The organism is Extensimonas soli, from assembly GCF_029211265.1.
GTDB lineage: Bacteria > Pseudomonadota > Gammaproteobacteria > Burkholderiales > Burkholderiaceae_C > Extensimonas > Extensimonas soli.
The window spans coordinates 20,618-37,213 of the sequence record NZ_JARGEL010000026.1 but is presented as its reverse complement, the minus strand read 5'-3'; the positions used below and the strand labels follow the sequence as shown (position 1 = coordinate 37,213).

Below are 16,596 nucleotides of genomic sequence, written 5' to 3'. Positions count from 1 at the left end.
GAACCCACGATGAACGCCTCCCTCCCTGACTTCCTGCGCCGCGCGAAATCGCCCCTGCGGGCCACGCTGCTCGTGGCGGCCATCACGCTGGTCGTCGGCGTCGCCTGGGCGCAGACCCGCATCGATCCCAATGGCGTGAACGTCAGCGGCAGCGTGATCGGCGACGACGTGCTCTACAGCATCGGCGGCGGCCGGGCCGTGTCGATGGGTGGTGCCGGCAACATGCAGAGCATCGGCGTCGGCGTCGGCTGGAACAGCAACCTGATCTGCGGCGACATGAGCATCACCACGACGCTGCAGAACCAGCTCAACGGCATCACCAACGGCTTCCAGACGATCATGAGCAACGTGATCCAGAACGCCACCAGCGCCGTGGCCTCGCTGCCGGCGCTGATCATCCAGCGCGCCGACCCGGGCCTGTACAACCTGCTCACCAACGGCATCCTGCAGGCGCGCCTGGATTTCGACCGCTCGAAGATGACCTGCCGGGCCATCGCCAATCGGATGGCGGACATGGCCGGCGGCCAAGCCGGCTGGGACCAGCTCGCCGAGGGGATGGCGCTGCGGGATGCGGTCAGCAGCACCGACGCTGTCTCCGCCATCGAGCAGGCCGAGTCCAACAAAGGGAACAACGGCGTGCCATGGGTCGGCGGCGGCAACGCGGGCGGCTCCGGTCAGAGTTCGATCAAGGTGGTCGGCGATGTGACGCGCGCGGGCTACAACCTGCTCAACGGGCGCAGCGCCACCGATACCTCGTCGATCGCGCGCAGCGCCTGCGGCAACCGCCTGACCTGCCAGACATGGTCGTCGCCTGGCGCGGCCGCGGCCTTTGCGAACCGCGTGCTGGGCGAACGCGAGCAACGCACCTGCGAAAACTGCACGAAGACCCAGACCACGCCTGGCGTCGGGCTCACGCCAGTGATCCAGGAAGAGTACGAGACCAAGCTGCAGGTGCTGCAGGAGCTGGTGACGGGCGCCCGGCCGACGACGCCGACCAATCTCGACGCAGCCGGCAGCAGCTCGCTGCCGATCACTCGCGGCGTGATCGAGGCCCTGCGTGACGAGCCCGACCAGGACGTGCTGGGCCGGCGCCTCGCGTCCGAGGCGGCGCTGTCCAGCGTGCTGGAGAAGGCCCTGCTGCTGCAACGCACGTTGCTGACCGGCAAGAAGGAGCCGAACGTCGCCGCCAACGAGCTGGCCGTGCAGGCGGTCGACCAGGAGAACAGCGCGCTGGAGCAGGAGATCAACAACCTCAAGACTGAGCTGGAGCTGCGCCGCACGCTGGCCGGCAACTCGGCGATGGCGATCATCCAGCGCCACAGCACCCGCGCTGCCGGCTCGCGCGGCGTCTTCGAGGGCGACACCACGCGCGACCGTCTGCGGGAAGTCCAGAAGCCGCGGAGCGGTACGCCATGAGCCGGCTCGCCTGGCTGCGGCTGCCATGGCTGTTCAACCGCCGCGTCGGCGTGGCGCTGCTGTGGACCTTGCTGGTGGTGGCCGCGGCGGTGGCGGTGAACATCGCCGGCATCCACGTGGTCGGCGGCGTCGAGGGCTGGCAGCACTGGCTGCAGGCGCACGCCGGCCACTTCTTCGCGTGGCGGCTGTGCCTCTACGGGGCGACGGCTTACGGCTGGTGGTGGATGCGCCGGCGCCTGTTGCGGCGGGAGCCGTCCCGCGAGACGCATCAGCGCCTGCTGCGCACGGAGATCGCGGCCGTGATCGCCGTGGTCGCGCTGGAAGCCAGCCAACTGTTGCGGCACGGCTGAGACCGGGAGGCAGGCATGACGCTCTACACCACGGACTACCTGGAGTATTACCTGACCCTGGTGGCTTGGGTGGTCAACAACGGCATCTGGAGCATCCTCGTGGCCAGCGGCGTGTTCGCGCTGCCGTTCGTGGCCATCGTGATTCAGGAATGGCTCAAGGCCCGCAGCGAAGGTGCGGACGAGGGCAACAAGGGCGTGCTGTCGTCGATGCGCATCGAGAACCGGGTGTGGGTGGCGATCGTGGTCATCATGTTCGCCGGCATCCCGTTCATCCCGGTGGATCTCGCCACGATCAGGTTCGACACCACGCGCTCCGCGCAATGCCAGGTCAGCGTCCCGCTACCCAACGACACGGGCTGGGCCAACGTCTACACGGCGCTCAACGACCAGAGCGCGCTGGTGCCGGTGTGGTGGTTCTTCATGCACGCGCTGTCGAAAGCCGTGACGGGCGCCGCGGTAGCGGCGATTCCCTGCGGCACCGACCTGCGTCAGATTCGCATGGATGTCGATGCCACGCGCATCGATGATCCGGTGCTGGCACAGGAGGTCGCCGACTTCACGCACGACTGCTACGGGCCGTCGCGCGCGAAGCTGTTCATGAACCGGCCGACGCTCTCCGACGAGCAGATGAACGACGTCACCTGGATCGGGTCGAGTTACTTCCTCGACACGCCCGGCTTCTATGACACCTATCGCGCCAAGACCCCACGCACGGCCTGGCCCTACGACGCGACCCGCGATGCGGGGCTGGCACAGGTGGACAGCGGCGGCGGCTATCCGTCCTGCCGGCAGTGGTGGGCCGATGGCGGCCAGGGACTGCGCAGCCGGCTGCTGGCACAGGTCGACCCGGACCTGCTGACCCGCATCGGGCGCTGGGTGGGCTTCCTGTCGCAGAGCGAGGTCAATGACTCGGTGATCCGCGCCGTGGTCTCGCCGAGGCAGCAGAAGATGAACCAGGGCGCCGTCTACACCGACTACGGCGGCCAGATCGACAAGACGCTGCCGAACATCGTCACGCGCGGCGCGAGCGACCTGGGGCTGACCGTCGGCTCGCTGGGCTTCTTTCCGGCGATGGACGTGGTGCGCCAGGCGCTGCCGATGGTGCTGACCATGCTCAAGATGGCGCTCGTCATCTGCATCCCGCTGGTGCTGCTGATCGGCACCTACGACCTGAAGACGGTGGTGACGGTGAGCTGCGTCCAGTTCGCGCTGTTCTTCGTGGACTTCTGGTTCCAGCTCGCGCGCTGGATAGACAGCACGATCCTGGATGCGCTCTACGGCTGGGGGTTTGGCGCGGACAGGCCGCACACGAACTTCGATCCGCTGATCGGCTTGAACAACGCCTTTGGCGACATGCTGCTCAACTTCGTCATGGCGATGATGTTCATCGTGCTGCCGACGTTTTGGGTGATGGCACTGGCCTGGGCTGGTGTACGGGCAGGCAATATTCTTGGAGCGCTTACCGTCGCTACCGGCGACGCAAAGGCGGCTGGAGGTAGTGGCTCTCGCCTTGCGATGACGGCTGCGTCGAAAGGCGGCGCGAAGTAAGGCGCATCCTTTCGCACCGATGGGGCAGCTACGACTCGTCAGAGTCGCCCATGTCGTGGCGCCACTCGTTCTTGTCGTACAGACCATGGCCGGAGTGTCCTTCACGCCACTCTGGCTGGTTCTCATCATCCGCATCGGCGTTCCGCGCGAGCCATGCGGCGACCACCGCAAAGGCAAGCAGCAGGACGAGCCAGGATACGGTGCAGAGCAGCACGCCAAGTACGGCCAGCTTGACGATCCAGAGCACCGCCGTGGTCGCGCCCGCAGGCACCCCGCGCGTCACCAGCCAGCCGGCGACACGCTGCTCGCGGCGCAGGTATCCACGCCAGGCACGGCCAGCCCCCCGGCCCAGCCGGTGGCTCCAGCGCCCGTTGTGCGTGTTGGTGGTCATGCTCATATGCCTCGGCTTCAGTGGTGCCTCACCTCGCGGAGCGGCCGGTCGTGGCCTGCCCTCCAGCATAGACCGCGATCAGGAGGGCGGGTTGCGGCCGGCAGAGCCGGGTTGGCTCGGGTCGTAGGTCGATTAGATTCTGCGCGATAAATAAAACCTTATGCTACTTTCCATGCACGTTCTTGCAATGGCTCTAGGGGTCGATTGGATTCTGTGTTATTTTTATAGCATGGATGGAAATTCTCGGCACCAGGTAATCAAGCGACTGCAGGCGGGACTCTCCCGTGGGGCGCCGTTCGACCTTGCCACCCTGAGCCAGTTCGGGGTGTCGCCCCAGCTCGCCGCCCACTATGCCGACGGCGGGTGGCTCGTGCGCCTGGCCCATGGCGTCTATGCCTTCCCGAACGATGAGTTCGGGGTCTACGGTGCGCTGAAGTTCCTGCAACAGCGCGTGCCCGGCCTGCACGTCGGCGGCAAGAGCGCCCTGGCCCTGCAGGGGGTGCAGCACAACCTGGGCAGCCGGGAGGCGCTGGTGCTGTGGGGCGACGGTCGTTTCGCGTTGCCGGCCTGGTTCACCTCGCGCTTTCCGGCCCGCTACGTCCACGCCCGCCTGTTCGACTGGCCGGACACGGCGCTGGCCAGCAAGACCCTGACCACGCCGCCTGGCCTGCCCGAGGATCTGCGGGTGGCTGCCTCCGAGCGTGCCGTTCTGGAGCTGCTGTACGAAGCCGGCGTCAAGCAGAGCCTCGAAGAGGCCCGCAACGTCTTTGATGGACTGCGTTCCCCCCGCAAGGACTTGCTCGGGCAACTGCTGTCCTGCTGCGCCAGCGTGAAGGCCGTGCGCCTGTTCCTGACCTGGGCGCGCGAGACCAGCCTCGTGGATGTCGATGCCCTGCTGGAGCAGTACCCGGTTCGCACCGGCAGCAACACGCGCTGGATGAGCCGGCTCGATGACGGCACCTTGCTGAGCCTGAGACCTCATGGATAAGACCTACGCGGACACCGTTCGCCTGCTGCTGGCCGTCGCGCCCGACGTGTTCGCCAACGACATCTTCGCCATGAAGGGCGGCACGGCCATCAACCTCTTCGTGCGGGACATGCCGCGCCTGTCGGTGGACATCGACGTGGTGTACCTCCCGTGGCAGACGCCGCGCGACGAAGCGCTGCAAGCCATCAACCAGGAGCTGGCCGCCATCGCCACGCGCGTTGCACCACTGGGCGTGCAGACACGCCTGGTTCGCGCCAAGGACCTGGGAGACACCAAGCTGATCGTCGAGAACGACGCCAGCCAGGTGAAGATCGAGGTCAATGTCGTGTTCCGCGGCAGCGTGCTGCCCGTCGAGCGGCGGCCGCTGAGCGCCAAGACCAGCGATCTGTTCGGCGTCGAGTTCGAGCTGCCGGTTCTGGCACCGGACGAGCTGTACGCCAGCAAGCTGGTGGCCGCGCTGGATCGACAGCACCCCCGCGACCTGTTCGACGTGTGGCAGCTCTACGAATCGGGCGACATCAGCGACGGCATGGTCGAGTGCTTCGTGATCTATCTGGCGGGCCACAACCGGCCGCCCCACGAAGTGCTGTTCGGCAACGACAAGGACATCGCCGGCGAGTACGAGCGGGCCTTTGTCGGCATGACGGAAGTGGACTGCTCCCTGGAGATGCTGCTCGATGCTCGCGCCAGGCTGCGGCGCGAACTGCCACAGCGACTGAGCACCGCGCACAAGCAGTTTCTGAGCGGGCTGGTGCGCGCAGAACCGGACTGGTCGCTGGTGCAATGCCAACACGCCGCTCAACTGCCGGCACTGCGCTGGAAGCTGAGCAATCTCGAAACCTTCCGCAAGCGCCGTCCCGACGACTTCGCAGCGCAATCCGCCGCCCTCGACACCGGCTTGGGCCAGAGCTGACGAACGTCCCGCAGCGCCCCACTTGCCGGGATTGCCCCATGCCGCATTCATCGTGGCACCCGCGAAGCAGCGGCCCTATACCCAAAGGCTTCCGACAAAGGCCAAAGGGCTGGGAAGGGGCAAAGGAAGGGTGCCAAGGGGAAAGGCCCTATCCTGAAAAGGCCAAAAGGCGCCCCGAGCAGCCCGTCATCCGGGGTTCGCCATGCTCTCGCTGTTCCAGCGCAAACGGGTGCCACCCACCGCCGGCACGCCGCCCACCTCCGCCATCGAAACTCCGAAAGGGTCGATGCGGCCGGAGTCGGCCGCATCGCTGCTGGCCACGCCGCGCCGGCAGAAACTGCTGGAACACATCTGGCAGCGCACATCGCTCTCGCGCCGGCAGTTCGCCACGCTCTACCTCGCCCCACTGGAGCGCTACGCCGAGCTGGTCCAGCAGTTCCCGGCCTCCGAGAACCACCACCACGCCTATCCGGGCGGCATGCTGGACCACGGCCTGGAGATCGTCGCCTATGCGCTGAAGCTGCGGCAGTCATACCTGCTGCCTGCGGGCGTCACGCCGGAGGCACAGGCGGCCCAGGCCGAAGCCTGGACCGCAGGCACGGCCTACGCGGCCCTGCTGCACGACATCGGCAAGATTGCGGTCGATCTACACGTCGAGCATGCCGATGGCAGCGTCTGGCATCCCTGGCACGGCCCGCTGCGAAAGCCCTACCGCTTCCGTTACCGAAAGGAGCGCGAGTACCGCCTGCACAGCGCCGCCACCGGGCTGCTCTACGCGCGCCTTCTCGATCGGGACATCTTCGACTGGCTCAGCGGCTATCCCGACCTCTGGGCCGCGCTGCTGTACGTGCTGGCCGGCCAGTACGAGCACGCCGGCACGCTCGGCGAACTGGTCGTGCAGGCCGACCAGGCATCGGTCGCCCAGGAACTCGGCGGCGACCCCAGCAAGGCGCTGGCGGCGCCCAAGCATGCGCTGCAACGCAAATTGCTCGACGGCTTGCGCTACCTGCTCAAGGAAGCGTTCAAGTTGAACCAGGCCGGCCCGGCGGACGGCTGGCTGACACAAGACGCCTTGTGGCTGGTGAGCAAGACCGTCTCCGACAAGCTGCGCGCACATCTGCTGTCGCAGGGCTTCGACGGCATCCCGGCGAGCAATACGGCGGTGTTCAACGTGTTGCAGGATCACGGCATCGTGCAACCGACGCCGGATGGCAAGGCGATCTGGAAGGCTACCGTCACCAGCGACGCCGGCTGGTCGCACGCCTTCACCTTCCTGAAACTCTCGCCGGCGATGATCTGGGATGCCGCCGACCGGCCGGCGCCGTTCGCAGGCCTTGTGCAGGTCGAAGAGGAACAAGCGGAGCCGCCGCCGCTGGCGCAGGCGGTTGCCGATGGGCCGCGCGTGGAAGGCACCGAAGCTGCACCCGCGAGCACGGCGCCGATCGCATCCACAGCCACGGATACCGGCGTGGCCGCGCTGCTCGACCTGCTGGGCGACACTGCTCCACCCACAGCGCCGGAGATCGCCGAGGCCGAGCCGGCCCCTTCGACCGTGCCCCCGCCGCAGATGAGCCTCGCGCCTTCCCAGGATCGCGCGGAGCCCTCCGGGGCGCACTTCATGGCTTGGCTGCGTCAGGGCATCCAGACGCGCAAGCTCATCATCAACGACGCCAAGGCCCTGGTGCATACCGTCGCCGGTACGACCTACCTCGTCAGCCCCGGCGTGTTCCAGCGCTACGCGCAGGAGTACCTTCAAGTCGCCGCGCTGGCCAAGCAGGAGAAGCTGGAGGGGTGGCAGTGGGTACAGAAGCGCTTCGAGAAGCTGGGACAGCACCGCAAGCAGCCGAGCGGGCTGAACATCTGGACCTGCGAAGTCACGGGGCCGCGCAAGTCGCGCCGGCTGCACGGCTACCTGCTCGTCAGCCCGGATGCGCTGCTCCAGGAGACGCCGCCAGACAACCCATACCTGCGGCTCCTCAACGAGGCCGCAAAGCGCGAAGATTCAGCCCTTGGGGGCAAGGACGACGATCAGGTGAGGCATGCGACCGCTGTGCAGGCCGGCTTCAATCCGCGGATGGGGCCGACTCCGCCAGCTTGGCTTCGGTCAGAGTCATCAAGTGGGCGGAACTGCATTTCAGCGCACGGGCGATCTTGAGGATGAGAGGGAGCGTGGGGACATGCTCGCCGCGCTCGATCTTGCCCATGTGCGACCGTTCGATGCCGGCCATGTGGGCCAGCGTTTCCTGAGCGATACCCTGGTTGGTTCTTTCTTCCCGCACGGCAGCCCCAAACGCGATGGCTGGTTCCGCTTCGTAGGTAGTGGTGCCGGTGGGGCGGCCCCTTTGGATCGAACGCTTTGGCATTGCCAAGAGCGTCGAACACGGTCACGATTTAAACCACGTTAAACTTAACTCATTCAACGGCTTCGAGATCAGTTGCCACGAGTTCACCGCCTGGGGGGAGCTGGACGTGGAATCGAGTGACATCACCGCCGAAATTCGCATGGCCGTCCTCGGCGAATGGGTGCCTCCCCAGCTCGCCGACGTGCTCGCCCTGCAGCGCGCCGAAGAGCCGGAGACTCATGCCGTCCTGGCCGGATGGACAGATCCCGGTCGAGGCGCGGAGCTGCCGGGCGACGGCTTCGACTTCGCCTTGTCTGCGGTTGCCCGGCAGTGGCCTGGCTGGGTATGCGAGCCGCTGTGGCATGACACGCTGGCGGTCGCCGTGGCCAAGCGCTCCCACCTGCTGGCCTACCGTGAAGTGCCGTGCCAGGAAGTGCTCAAGCAGCCCTTGATCTGCTCGCAGTCCACGGCCGATGAACCATGGCGCAAGACCGTGCAGCGCGTGTTCGATAACGCGCTGCAGGAGCGGGAGCGAACGGTGGAGACATTCGATGTGGCGATGACGCTGGTGGCCGCCGGGTACGGGATCGCCATTGCGCCTGCCGCGAGACTGGCGAGCTACCTACGCCGAGGCATCGCCGTGCGGCCGCTGGCCGGCGCACCAACGATCGTGATGGCTTACCTGCTGCGCCGCAACGCTTCCTTGTCGGACACCCAGGCAAGATTCGCCCGCCGCGCGCGCTTGGTGTCCTGACAGACGCGCGGGAATCGCGGTTTCGCCACGATCCCGCATTCCTGCTGCTAGGCAACCCCGACCCGCAGCGGGGTCCATTCGCTTTCCTTCACGGCTGTGCTCACTGCCATGACGAGCTTGTCGAGATTGCCGGCCGTCACGCCCTCCAGTGCCGAACGCCCCCTCAGCATCGAGCGCGGTTGCAGCAGTGCATGGTAGATCTGCCAAGGGTCCGCACCCCTGGTCAGCTTCAGGACGGACTGGATCAGCTCGTGCTTGAGTGGGTCGAGATGCCAATCCGGCACGCGCTGGCCGCGGTTGCCCACGTTCAACGCCAGCAAGTTGCCCGCCTTGATCTCGTAGCTGATCCACCTGCGGGATTTGCCCGCCATCTTGGCAAACGCAGCGACGGGGAGGTTGTGCGGCGCCTCGAAGACATCAAACAGCTCCATCCGCTCGCGCTGAATGTCCGAAGGCACCAGCGGCGCGGCCGATCGAGGGGGCGGAACCGCCGGCAGCCGATGTGCGGCGGCAGAAACCAACGGCATGGCGTCACCCGGCTTCGTCACGAGCAGGATTGGCGAAGCGGCAACCGGCGTAGAGGGTGCGCTTGCGGTTTGCTCACTCGGGAATGCGGGCACGCCTTCCAGATGCACGGTGAGCGGCATGCTGGCCGCCTCGACCTGGTTCTGCTCGAAGAGGTCGAGCCGATCGGCCCAGTCCTGCATCATGCGGCGACGCTGCTCCACGTACTCGGCATGGTTGTAGGTCGCGCTGACCTTGTTGGGATCGACATGCGAGAGCTGTGCATCCACCCAGACCTTCGGGTAGCCGATCTCGTTGAGCGCGGTGGACATCGTGCCGCGGATACCGTGTCCGGTCAGGCGTTCCTGGTAGCCCATGCGTTTGAGCGCACCATTGAGCGTGTTCTCGCTGATGCGCTTCTTCAAGTCGCTGTCGTGCCGAAACAGGTAGCGCTGGGCCGGCTTGAACTCATCGAGCAGGTGCCGGACGATCTCCATGGCCTGAATCGACAGCGGCACGATGTAGGGCGGGATGTCCTTCGGCTGCTTCCGCTTCTTGCGCATATCCAACTGGAGTTGCTTCACGACGTCGGGCGGGATGGTCCACAGCCCACGGTCCAGATCGAATTGATCCGGCGTCGCCTGTCGCAGCTCTCCGGTTCGCACGCCGGTCAGCAGCAATAGCCGCAGCCCGAGCTGGGTCTGCCGCCTGCCGCGATAGCTGCGCAGCCGCTGCAACAGCTTCGGCAGCTCGGCCATACGCAGGAACGGGTTGTGGTTGACGGGTGGCAGTGGCAGCGCCACCACATCGAGATCGGAGGCAGGGTTCTGCTCCAGACCCGGCACGATCACCAGCGCGTAACGGAACAGTTGGTTGAACCACGTCCTGACTTTCTCGGCGACGGAGAGCGCCCTGCGCTTCTCGATCTTGGCGATGACCTCCAAGAGGTCGGGACGCTTGATCTCATAGATCGACCGCTTGCCCAAGGTGGGCAACACATCCTTGTCGAAGATGCGCGGAAGTATCGAAAGGGTCGTCTGCCGGCCTTCCTTGAGGCTGAGCCCGCGATGCTTGAGCCACTTGCGATACACCGCCTCGAAGGTGTTTTCGTCGGCGAGCCGGACAGCGGTGCGCTTCTGTTTGCGGTGAACGCGAGGATTGGTGCCTTTGGCCAGCAGGGCGCGCGCTTCGTCGCGCAGGCTGCGGGCCTCGCGAAGCGTCACCTCCGGGTAGGTGCCGAGCGACATCCGCTTCTGCTTGCCCGCCCAGTAGTAGCGGAAGTGCCAAGTCCTGCCCCCGGCAGCGGTGACGGCCAGGGAGAGGCCATCCAAGTCAGGGAGGGTGTATGCCTTGCCAGTTGCCTTGGCCTGCCGAACGGCCAGGTCTGAGAGTGCCATGCTCTTGCTCCTGAACATGAGTCAGGAACCAGATGCTGGTCACGTCGACCTCGCCCCTCCATCAACAATCCGGAATCAGCCGCACCCGCAAAAATGGACTTGTTTGTGGACTTAAAAGTCCCGGCTGTAGGCGGATCGCAGTGGACCGCGGCAGAACGTCAAAGAGAGGAAAAGTCCTTGTGTAGCAACGACTTGCAGGCTCTCTTGGACTTCTGCGGAAGTCCGCAGATTGATGCAGTGGAGCGGGCGATGGGAATCGAACCCACGTCTTGAGCTTGGGAAGCTCAGGTCCTGCCATTGAACGACGCCCGCGAGAGATACGTCAGACATTGAAGAGCCCAGCAGAAAACTTGCCTGGGCGCCCTTGTCCGAGAGGGTGCCGATTATAAGCATGCGCGCTATGCGCACCGCGGCCTCATGCGCGGCGCTGGGCCTGCGGCCATGCCCGATAATCTGCCGCACCCGCATCGCTGCGGCGTTTTTTCACTCACTCGACGGAGACTTTTCAGCATGGAAATCAAAGGCAAGGTATTCATCGTCACGGGCGGCGCATCGGGGCTCGGCGAAGGCACGGCGCGGCGGCTTGCGGCGCAGGGAGGCAAGGTGGTCATCGCCGATGTGCAGGTGGAAAAGGGCGAAGCCGTGGCCAAGGAGATTGGCGGCGCTTTCGTGAAATGCGACGTGAGCAGCGAGGCCGACGGCCAGGCCGTGGTCGCCAAGGCGGTGTCCATGGGCAAGCTCATGGGCCTGGTGAACTGCGCGGGCATTGGCCCTGCAGAAAAAACCGTGGGCAAGAACGGCGCGCACCCGCTGGCTGCGTTCACCAAGACCATCACGGTGAACCTGATCGGCAGCTTCAACATGATCCGTCTCGCGGCTGAGGCCATGTGCAAGAACGAACCCGACGCCGATACCGGCGAGCGCGGCGCGATGATCTCGACCGCGAGCGTGGCGGCTTTCGAAGGGCAGATCGGCCAGGCCGCGTATTCGGCGTCCAAGGGCGGCGTGGTCGGCATGACCTTGCCGATCGCCCGCGACCTGGCGCGCGACGGCATTCGCAACATGACCATCGCGCCCGGCATCTTCGGCACGCCCCTGCTCATGAGCCTGCCGCAGAACGTGCGCGATTCGCTCGCTGCGAGCGTGCCCTTCCCGAGCCGCTTGGGCCACCCCGACGATTACGCCAAGCTCGTGCAGCACATCTTCGAAAACGACATGCTCAACGGCGAAGTGATCCGCATTGACGGCGCGATCCGCATGGCACCGCGCTGAAAATCCCGCATTGCTAATCTTTTGATAGCTTCAGCGCTTGATACACGGGCGCTAGGAGCCTGCCGCACTTTGGGCGTCGAAAGCGAGAATGCGCCCCAGCGAGACCAGTTTTTGCCGGATTCGCAGCCCCATAGCGGGACTATGGGGCAAGAAGACGGTAAAAAATGGGCCGCTGCGGCGCATTCGCAGCCGACGATTCCAAAGTCCGACAGGCTCCTAGAGGCTATTTTTATATGCAATCAGCCACCCGTGACGGGCGGGAAGAAAGCCACCTCGGCGCCATCGTGCAGCGCAGCGTCCTCGCTCGCGAGCGTCTGGTCGAGCGCCATGCGCACGGCGCGGCTGCGCGCAAGGCTCTCGGCGTAGGCGCCGCCACGCGCGATCAGTGCGTCGCGCAGCGCGCCCAGCGTGGCAGCCTCGGTCTGCAGGCTTTCGCTGCCCTGCCCCAGCGCTTCGCGGATCGCGGCAAAGTAGCGCACGGTGACGCGCTTGGCCGCGGGTTGCAGTGCAGACGCGCTCATGCCATCAGCTCCGCGAACGGCAGGTAGCGCACCGTGTCGCCGCGCGCAATGGTCTGGCCCGGCGGCACATCGACCACGCCGTCGCCCCACACGGTCGAGGTGAGCACGCCTGCGCCCTGGTGGGCAAACAAGTCCAGCCCGCCTTGGTCGTTGCGCCGCACGCGCACGAATTCGCGCCGCCGGTCGGCCTTGGGCCAGTCAAAGTGCGCCGTCGCGGCAATGAAGCGCGGCTGCACGTCGGCCACGCCTTGCAGGCGCAGCAAAAACGGCCGCACGAGCAGCATGAAGGTGATGAGGCTGGACACCGGGTTGCCCGGCAGGCCGATGAAATGCGTGGGGCCGCTTGTGCCCGCAGCGCCGCTCGCAGCACCGCCTTGTGCGGCCGCGTCGATGTGCCCATAGGCGAACGGCTTGCCCGGCTTGATCGCGATCTGCCACAAATCGAGCCGCCCGAGCGCCTGCACCGCGGGCTTGACGTGGTCTTCCTCGCCCACCGAGACGCCGCCGCTGGTCAAAATCAAATCATGCTGCGCGCTCGCCGTGCGCAGCGCCGCCACGGTGGCGTCGCGCTGGTCGGGGACGATGCCCAGGTCGGTGACGTGGCAGCCCAGGCGCTGCAGCAGCGCGCGCAAAAAGAAGCGGTTGCTGTTGTAGATCGCGCCGGGTGGCATGCGCTCGGGGGGCAGCTCGCCCGGCATGACGAGCTCGTCGCCCGTGGAAAACAAAGCCACGCGCGGGCGCTGCGCCACCTGCAACTTGTCCATGCCTATGCTGGCCGCCAGGCCCAAAGCCGCGGGCGTGAGGCGCGTGCCCGCGCGCAGTACCACGGCGCCGCGCGCGATGTCCTCGCCCGCACGGCGTATGGCCTGACCCGGTTGGGGCACGGTGTGGATGCGCACGCGGCCCAAGGTGGACACATCCGCCGAGGTGGATGTGCCCGCGCTTGCCGGCCCGGCGCCCTCGCCTGCATCCTCAGCGGCGCCCGGCAGCGCCTCACAATCTTCCTGCATCACCACGGCGTCGGCGCCCGGCGGCACGGGCGCGCCCGTAAAGATGCGCGCCGCGGTGCCCGGCTGCAGGGGCAGGCCGCTGTTGCCCGCGGCAATGCGCTGGGCCACGCGCAGCACGGCGCCAGCAGCCGGCACGTCGGCACAGCGCAGCGCGTAGCCATCCATCGCGCTGTTGTCCTGCGGCGGCACGTGCAGCGGCGAAACGGCGTCCGCCACCAGCACGCGGCCGTCGGCGTCCCAGGTGGCGACCGCGTCGCGGCCCGGCAAGTGCGTGGCGCACGCGAGCAACTCGGCCAGAGCCTCGTCGAAAGGTTTCAAGGGCGGGTGTTTCATCGTCATGCGGGGAGCTTGCCAGCGAGGTGACGGGCTGGATCGTAATCAAAACGCTCGGCCTGCGTGCGCAGCCATTGCGCGACTTGTTGCGGCGCGTCGAGCGGCAGCACGGGCCGCTGCGTGGGCTCGGGCAGGCGCTCGGGCGCGTTGGTTGCGACCGCGACGACGAACATGTCGTGCGGGTAGAGCACGGCGCGTTCGGCTTCGCCAAGCTGCGCAGGACGCCAAACCTCGATCTTCGGCAGATCGCTCCACTTGTAGCCTTCGACGAACACCCAGTCCACACCGTCGTAGAGCTCGGCGAGCAGCTGGTGCACGCTGAGCTGCACGGGCTGCTCGAATTCGCGCAGCAGCGCCAAACGCTGATCCGACGCCACCAGCACCTCGAAGGCGCCCGCCGCGCGGTGGCGGAAGCTGTCCTTGCCCGGATGGTCGATGTCGAACCTGTGGTGCGCGTGCTTGACCACCGACACGCGCTGGCCCTGCTGGCGCAGCGCGGGAATGATCTGCTCGATCAGCGTGGTCTTGCCCGCGCCGGAAAACCCGGCAAAGCCGACGACTTTCATGCCTTGCGCCCTCTGGAAACTATATTTTTAATAGCTACTTGCGCTTGATATATCTGCAAAAAAGCCGTTTTTCATCATGAATCGCAATGCTGCGCGATGTAGTCCTTGACGCGCTGCACCTCGGCCGGCAGCACCTGCACGCGGCGTGGCAGGTTTTCGATGCCTTCGAAGCGCGCAGGGCGGTCAGGTTCGTGCCTCAGCGCTTCGCGGATGGTGGCGGCGAATTTGATGGGCAGCGCGGTTTCGAGCACGATCATGGGCACGCCCGGCTGCACGTATTCGCGCGCCACCTTGACGCCATCGGCGGTGTGCGGATCGATCGTCACGCCACCGCGCGCATGCACGTCGCGGATCGTCGCCAGGCGGTCTGCGTGCGTGCTCTTGCCGCTCACGAAACCGTAGCGCTCGCGCACTTCGGCAAAGGCCGGATCGGCGCTCAGGTCGAACTGCCCGTGCTGCGCGAGCGCGTCCTGGAACAGTGCCTTGACGCGCGCGCCGTCACGCCCCAGCAGGTCGAAGATGAAGCGCTCGAAGTTGCTCGCCTTGCTGATGTCCATGCTGGGGCTGCTGGTTTCGTGCGTGTCGCGGCTCGCGCGCACGCGGTACACGCCGGTGCGCAAGAACTCGTCGAGCACGTCGTTCTCGTTCGTCGCCACCACCAGACGGTCTATGGGCAAGCCCATCATGCGCGCCACGTGGCCCGCGCAGACGTTGCCAAAGTTGCCGCTGGGCACGCTGAAGCTGACTTTTTCGCTCTCCGATGCCGTGGCCTGAAAGTAGCCCGCAAAGTAATACACCACCTGCGCGAGCAGCCGCGCCCAGTTGATCGAGTTGACGGTGCCTATGCGGTAGCGGCGCTTGAAGTCCAGGTCGTTGCTCACGGCCTTGACGATGTCCTGACAGTCGTCGAACACGCCTTCGATCGCCAGGTTGTGGATGTTGGCGTCCTGCAGGCTGAACATCTGCGCCTGCTGGAACGGGCTCATGCGCCCATGCGGGCTGAGCATGAACACGCGGATGCCGCGCTTGCCGCGCATCGCGTATTCGGCCGCGCTGCCGGTGTCGCCGCTGGTCGCGCCCAGAATGTTGAGCGCCTCGCCACGGCGCGCGAGCTCGTATTCGAACAGGTTGCCCAGCAGCTGCATGGCCATGTCCTTGAAGGCGAGCGTGGGGCCGTTCGAAAGTTCTTCGAGGTAAAAGCCGTCTTCTAGCTTTTTCAGAGGCGTGATCGCGCGCGTGCCGAACACCTCGGGCGTGTAGGTTTTTTCGCACAGGCGGCGCAGGTCGGGCGCGGGAATGTCGTCTATATAAAGCGACAGCAGCTCGAACGCGAGCGCCGCGTAGCCCTGCTCGCGATACACCGCGCGCAACGCCCGCAGCCGCGCGGCGTCGATCTGCGGGTAGTGCGCAGGCATGTAAAGCCCGCCGTCGGGTGCCAGCCCCTCGAGCAGGATGTCGCAAAACTTGCGCGGTGTGTCGTCACCGCGGGTGGAGAGGTAGTGCATAGGGTGAAAAACAAGTAGCAAAAATCAAGGTGCTGGCGCCGTCCACGGGTCGAGCAAGGGCACACCCATGTCTTCGAAATGGCGCGTATTGCGCGTCACCACAGTCAAGCCGTGCGCCATGGCGCTTGCGGCGATCAGGATGTCGAGCGTGTCCTGCATGCGCCCGAGCGCGCGCAGCGAGGCTTTGAGTTCACCAAAGTGCCGCCACACGGCCTCATCCGTCACCAGCACGCGCCCGGCAAACTGCTGCGCCAGCGATAACGCCCAGGCCTGCAACTGGTTGCGCTTGGCACCCATGGGCAGACAGGCCAGGCCATAGTGGATTTCGCCAAAAGAAACCGCCGCCACCGCCGCCCCTTGCCCGTGCGCGCGCAGCCAGCGCACCACACCCTCATCGGGCCGCAGGCGCGTGACCTCGCTGAGCACGCAGGTGTCGAGCAGCCAACGGTAGCGCATCAGAACCCGCGCTCACTGCTCGCCAAAAAGCGGCGGCCGCCCGGCCTCTGCGCTGCGCGGCATGGCGGGCAAGCCGCCCTCGAGCTTGGGGGCGCTCAGCAGAAACGCGACGAAACCGTCGTCGCTCTGGGCTTCGGTGCCGGCGGTGTCGTCATCGCCGAGCGCAACGACGCGCGCCACCGGCCGGCCGTGCCGCGTGATGAGCTGCGGCCCCTCGCGCTGGGCGCACTCGACCAACTCGCTGAAACGGCTCTTGGCTTCTTGCACTTGCCAGACGGTAGTCATGACAGCACCTTTTATGGACAGAATGACCTGAATTATAGACAGAAC

General features: G+C 66.1%; 16 protein-coding genes, 1 tRNA gene and 1 pseudogene. 8 read left to right on the top strand and 10 right to left on the bottom strand.

Going from position 1 to position 16,596, the window contains the following annotated elements; translation table 11 throughout:
• Window positions 1-9: 9 nt before the first annotated feature.
• From PYV55_RS12525 to PYV55_RS12515, 3 genes are read left to right on the top strand one after another with little or no spacing between them, the layout of a single operon-like run.
• Window positions 10-1,416, top strand: a complete 1,407-nt coding sequence (locus PYV55_RS12525; RefSeq protein ID WP_061959008.1) for an integrating conjugative element protein — start codon at window positions 10-12, stop codon at window positions 1,414-1,416.
• Window positions 1,413-1,766 (top strand): hypothetical protein, encoded by a 354-nt coding sequence (locus PYV55_RS12520; protein WP_203787849.1) that lies wholly within the window; start codon window positions 1,413-1,415, stop codon window positions 1,764-1,766. The genes PYV55_RS12525 and PYV55_RS12520 overlap by 4 nt, the downstream gene beginning before the upstream one ends.
• Window positions 1,767-1,781: 15 nt before the next feature.
• Window positions 1,782-3,314 carry a conjugal transfer protein TraG N-terminal domain-containing protein gene (locus PYV55_RS12515; RefSeq protein ID WP_203787847.1) on the top strand — a complete coding sequence of 511 codons (1,533 nt, stop codon included), beginning with the start codon at window positions 1,782-1,784 and terminating at the stop codon, window positions 3,312-3,314.
• A 28-nt stretch (window positions 3,315-3,342) separates the two neighbouring features.
• Here the strand turns inward: PYV55_RS12515 and PYV55_RS12510 are convergent, their stop codons facing one another.
• Window positions 3,343-3,705, bottom strand: coding sequence for a DUF3742 family protein (locus PYV55_RS12510; RefSeq protein WP_425314432.1), 363 nt, complete (start codon window positions 3,703-3,705; stop codon window positions 3,343-3,345).
• 229 nt (window positions 3,706-3,934) lie between these two features.
• Between PYV55_RS12510 and PYV55_RS12505 the strand changes: the two genes are divergently transcribed.
• The 3 genes and pseudogenes from PYV55_RS12505 to mobH all read left to right on the top strand — a co-directional run.
• Window positions 3,935-4,693, top strand: coding sequence for a type IV toxin-antitoxin system AbiEi family antitoxin domain-containing protein (locus tag PYV55_RS12505; protein WP_181817645.1), 759 nt, complete (start codon window positions 3,935-3,937; stop codon window positions 4,691-4,693).
• A complete protein-coding gene (locus PYV55_RS12500; RefSeq protein WP_045786225.1) occupies window positions 4,686-5,606 on the top strand; it encodes a nucleotidyl transferase AbiEii/AbiGii toxin family protein in 921 nt (306 codons plus the stop codon). The genes PYV55_RS12505 and PYV55_RS12500 overlap by 8 nt, the downstream gene beginning before the upstream one ends.
• Window positions 5,607-5,808: 202 nt before the next feature.
• Window positions 5,809-7,638: pseudogene (gene mobH, locus PYV55_RS12495) on the top strand (MobH family relaxase); the annotation flags it as partial.
• 31 nt (window positions 7,639-7,669) lie between these two features.
• Here the strand turns inward: mobH and PYV55_RS12490 are convergent.
• Window positions 7,670-7,969 (bottom strand): helix-turn-helix domain-containing protein, encoded by a 300-nt coding sequence (locus PYV55_RS12490; RefSeq protein WP_003282197.1) that lies wholly within the window; start codon window positions 7,967-7,969, stop codon window positions 7,670-7,672.
• A 106-nt stretch (window positions 7,970-8,075) separates the two neighbouring features.
• Here PYV55_RS12490 and PYV55_RS12485 point away from each other — a divergent pair, with 106 nt between their 5' ends.
• Window positions 8,076-8,702 (top strand): substrate-binding domain-containing protein, encoded by a 627-nt coding sequence (locus PYV55_RS12485; RefSeq protein WP_275851708.1) that lies wholly within the window; start codon window positions 8,076-8,078, stop codon window positions 8,700-8,702.
• 47 nt (window positions 8,703-8,749) lie between these two features.
• On the opposite strand, the gene PYV55_RS12480 is transcribed toward PYV55_RS12485, so the two are convergent.
• Entirely contained in the window at window positions 8,750-10,603 is a 1,854-nt protein-coding gene (locus PYV55_RS12480) for a tyrosine-type recombinase/integrase (protein WP_275851706.1), read from the bottom strand.
• 238 nt (window positions 10,604-10,841) lie between these two features.
• Window positions 10,842-10,915 (bottom strand) — tRNA-Gly (locus PYV55_RS12475).
• 198 nt (window positions 10,916-11,113) lie between these two features.
• On the opposite strand from PYV55_RS12475, the gene PYV55_RS12470 reads away from it, so the two are divergent.
• Window positions 11,114-11,875, top strand: coding sequence for a 3-hydroxyacyl-CoA dehydrogenase (locus tag PYV55_RS12470; protein WP_275851704.1), 762 nt, complete (start codon window positions 11,114-11,116; stop codon window positions 11,873-11,875).
• Between the two features lie 239 nt (window positions 11,876-12,114).
• Here PYV55_RS12470 and moaD read toward each other — a convergent pair whose 3' ends face one another.
• The 6 genes from moaD to PYV55_RS12440 form a co-directional block, all read right to left on the bottom strand.
• A complete protein-coding gene (gene moaD, locus PYV55_RS12465; protein WP_275851701.1) occupies window positions 12,115-12,396 on the bottom strand; it encodes a molybdopterin converting factor subunit 1 in 282 nt (93 codons plus the stop codon).
• Window positions 12,393-13,745, bottom strand: a complete 1,353-nt coding sequence (locus tag PYV55_RS12460; protein ID WP_407066801.1) for a molybdopterin molybdotransferase MoeA — start codon at window positions 13,743-13,745, stop codon at window positions 12,393-12,395. Before PYV55_RS12460 ends, moaD begins: the two co-directional genes overlap by 4 nt.
• Complete coding sequence (mobB, locus tag PYV55_RS12455) at window positions 13,742-14,305, bottom strand: molybdopterin-guanine dinucleotide biosynthesis protein B (RefSeq protein ID WP_275851699.1); 564 nt, start codon at window positions 14,303-14,305, stop codon at window positions 13,742-13,744. The genes PYV55_RS12460 and mobB overlap by 4 nt, the downstream gene beginning before the upstream one ends.
• Window positions 14,306-14,379: 74 nt before the next feature.
• Window positions 14,380-15,810 carry a threonine synthase gene (thrC, locus tag PYV55_RS12450; RefSeq protein WP_275851696.1) on the bottom strand — a complete coding sequence of 477 codons (1,431 nt, stop codon included), beginning with the start codon at window positions 15,808-15,810 and terminating at the stop codon, window positions 14,380-14,382.
• 24 nt (window positions 15,811-15,834) lie between these two features.
• Complete coding sequence (locus PYV55_RS12445) at window positions 15,835-16,266, bottom strand: type II toxin-antitoxin system VapC family toxin (RefSeq protein ID WP_275851693.1); 432 nt, start codon at window positions 16,264-16,266, stop codon at window positions 15,835-15,837.
• Between the two features lie 12 nt (window positions 16,267-16,278).
• Window positions 16,279-16,551, bottom strand: coding sequence for a type II toxin-antitoxin system Phd/YefM family antitoxin (locus tag PYV55_RS12440; protein WP_275851690.1), 273 nt, complete (start codon window positions 16,549-16,551; stop codon window positions 16,279-16,281).
• Between the last annotated feature and the right edge of the window lie 45 nt (window positions 16,552-16,596).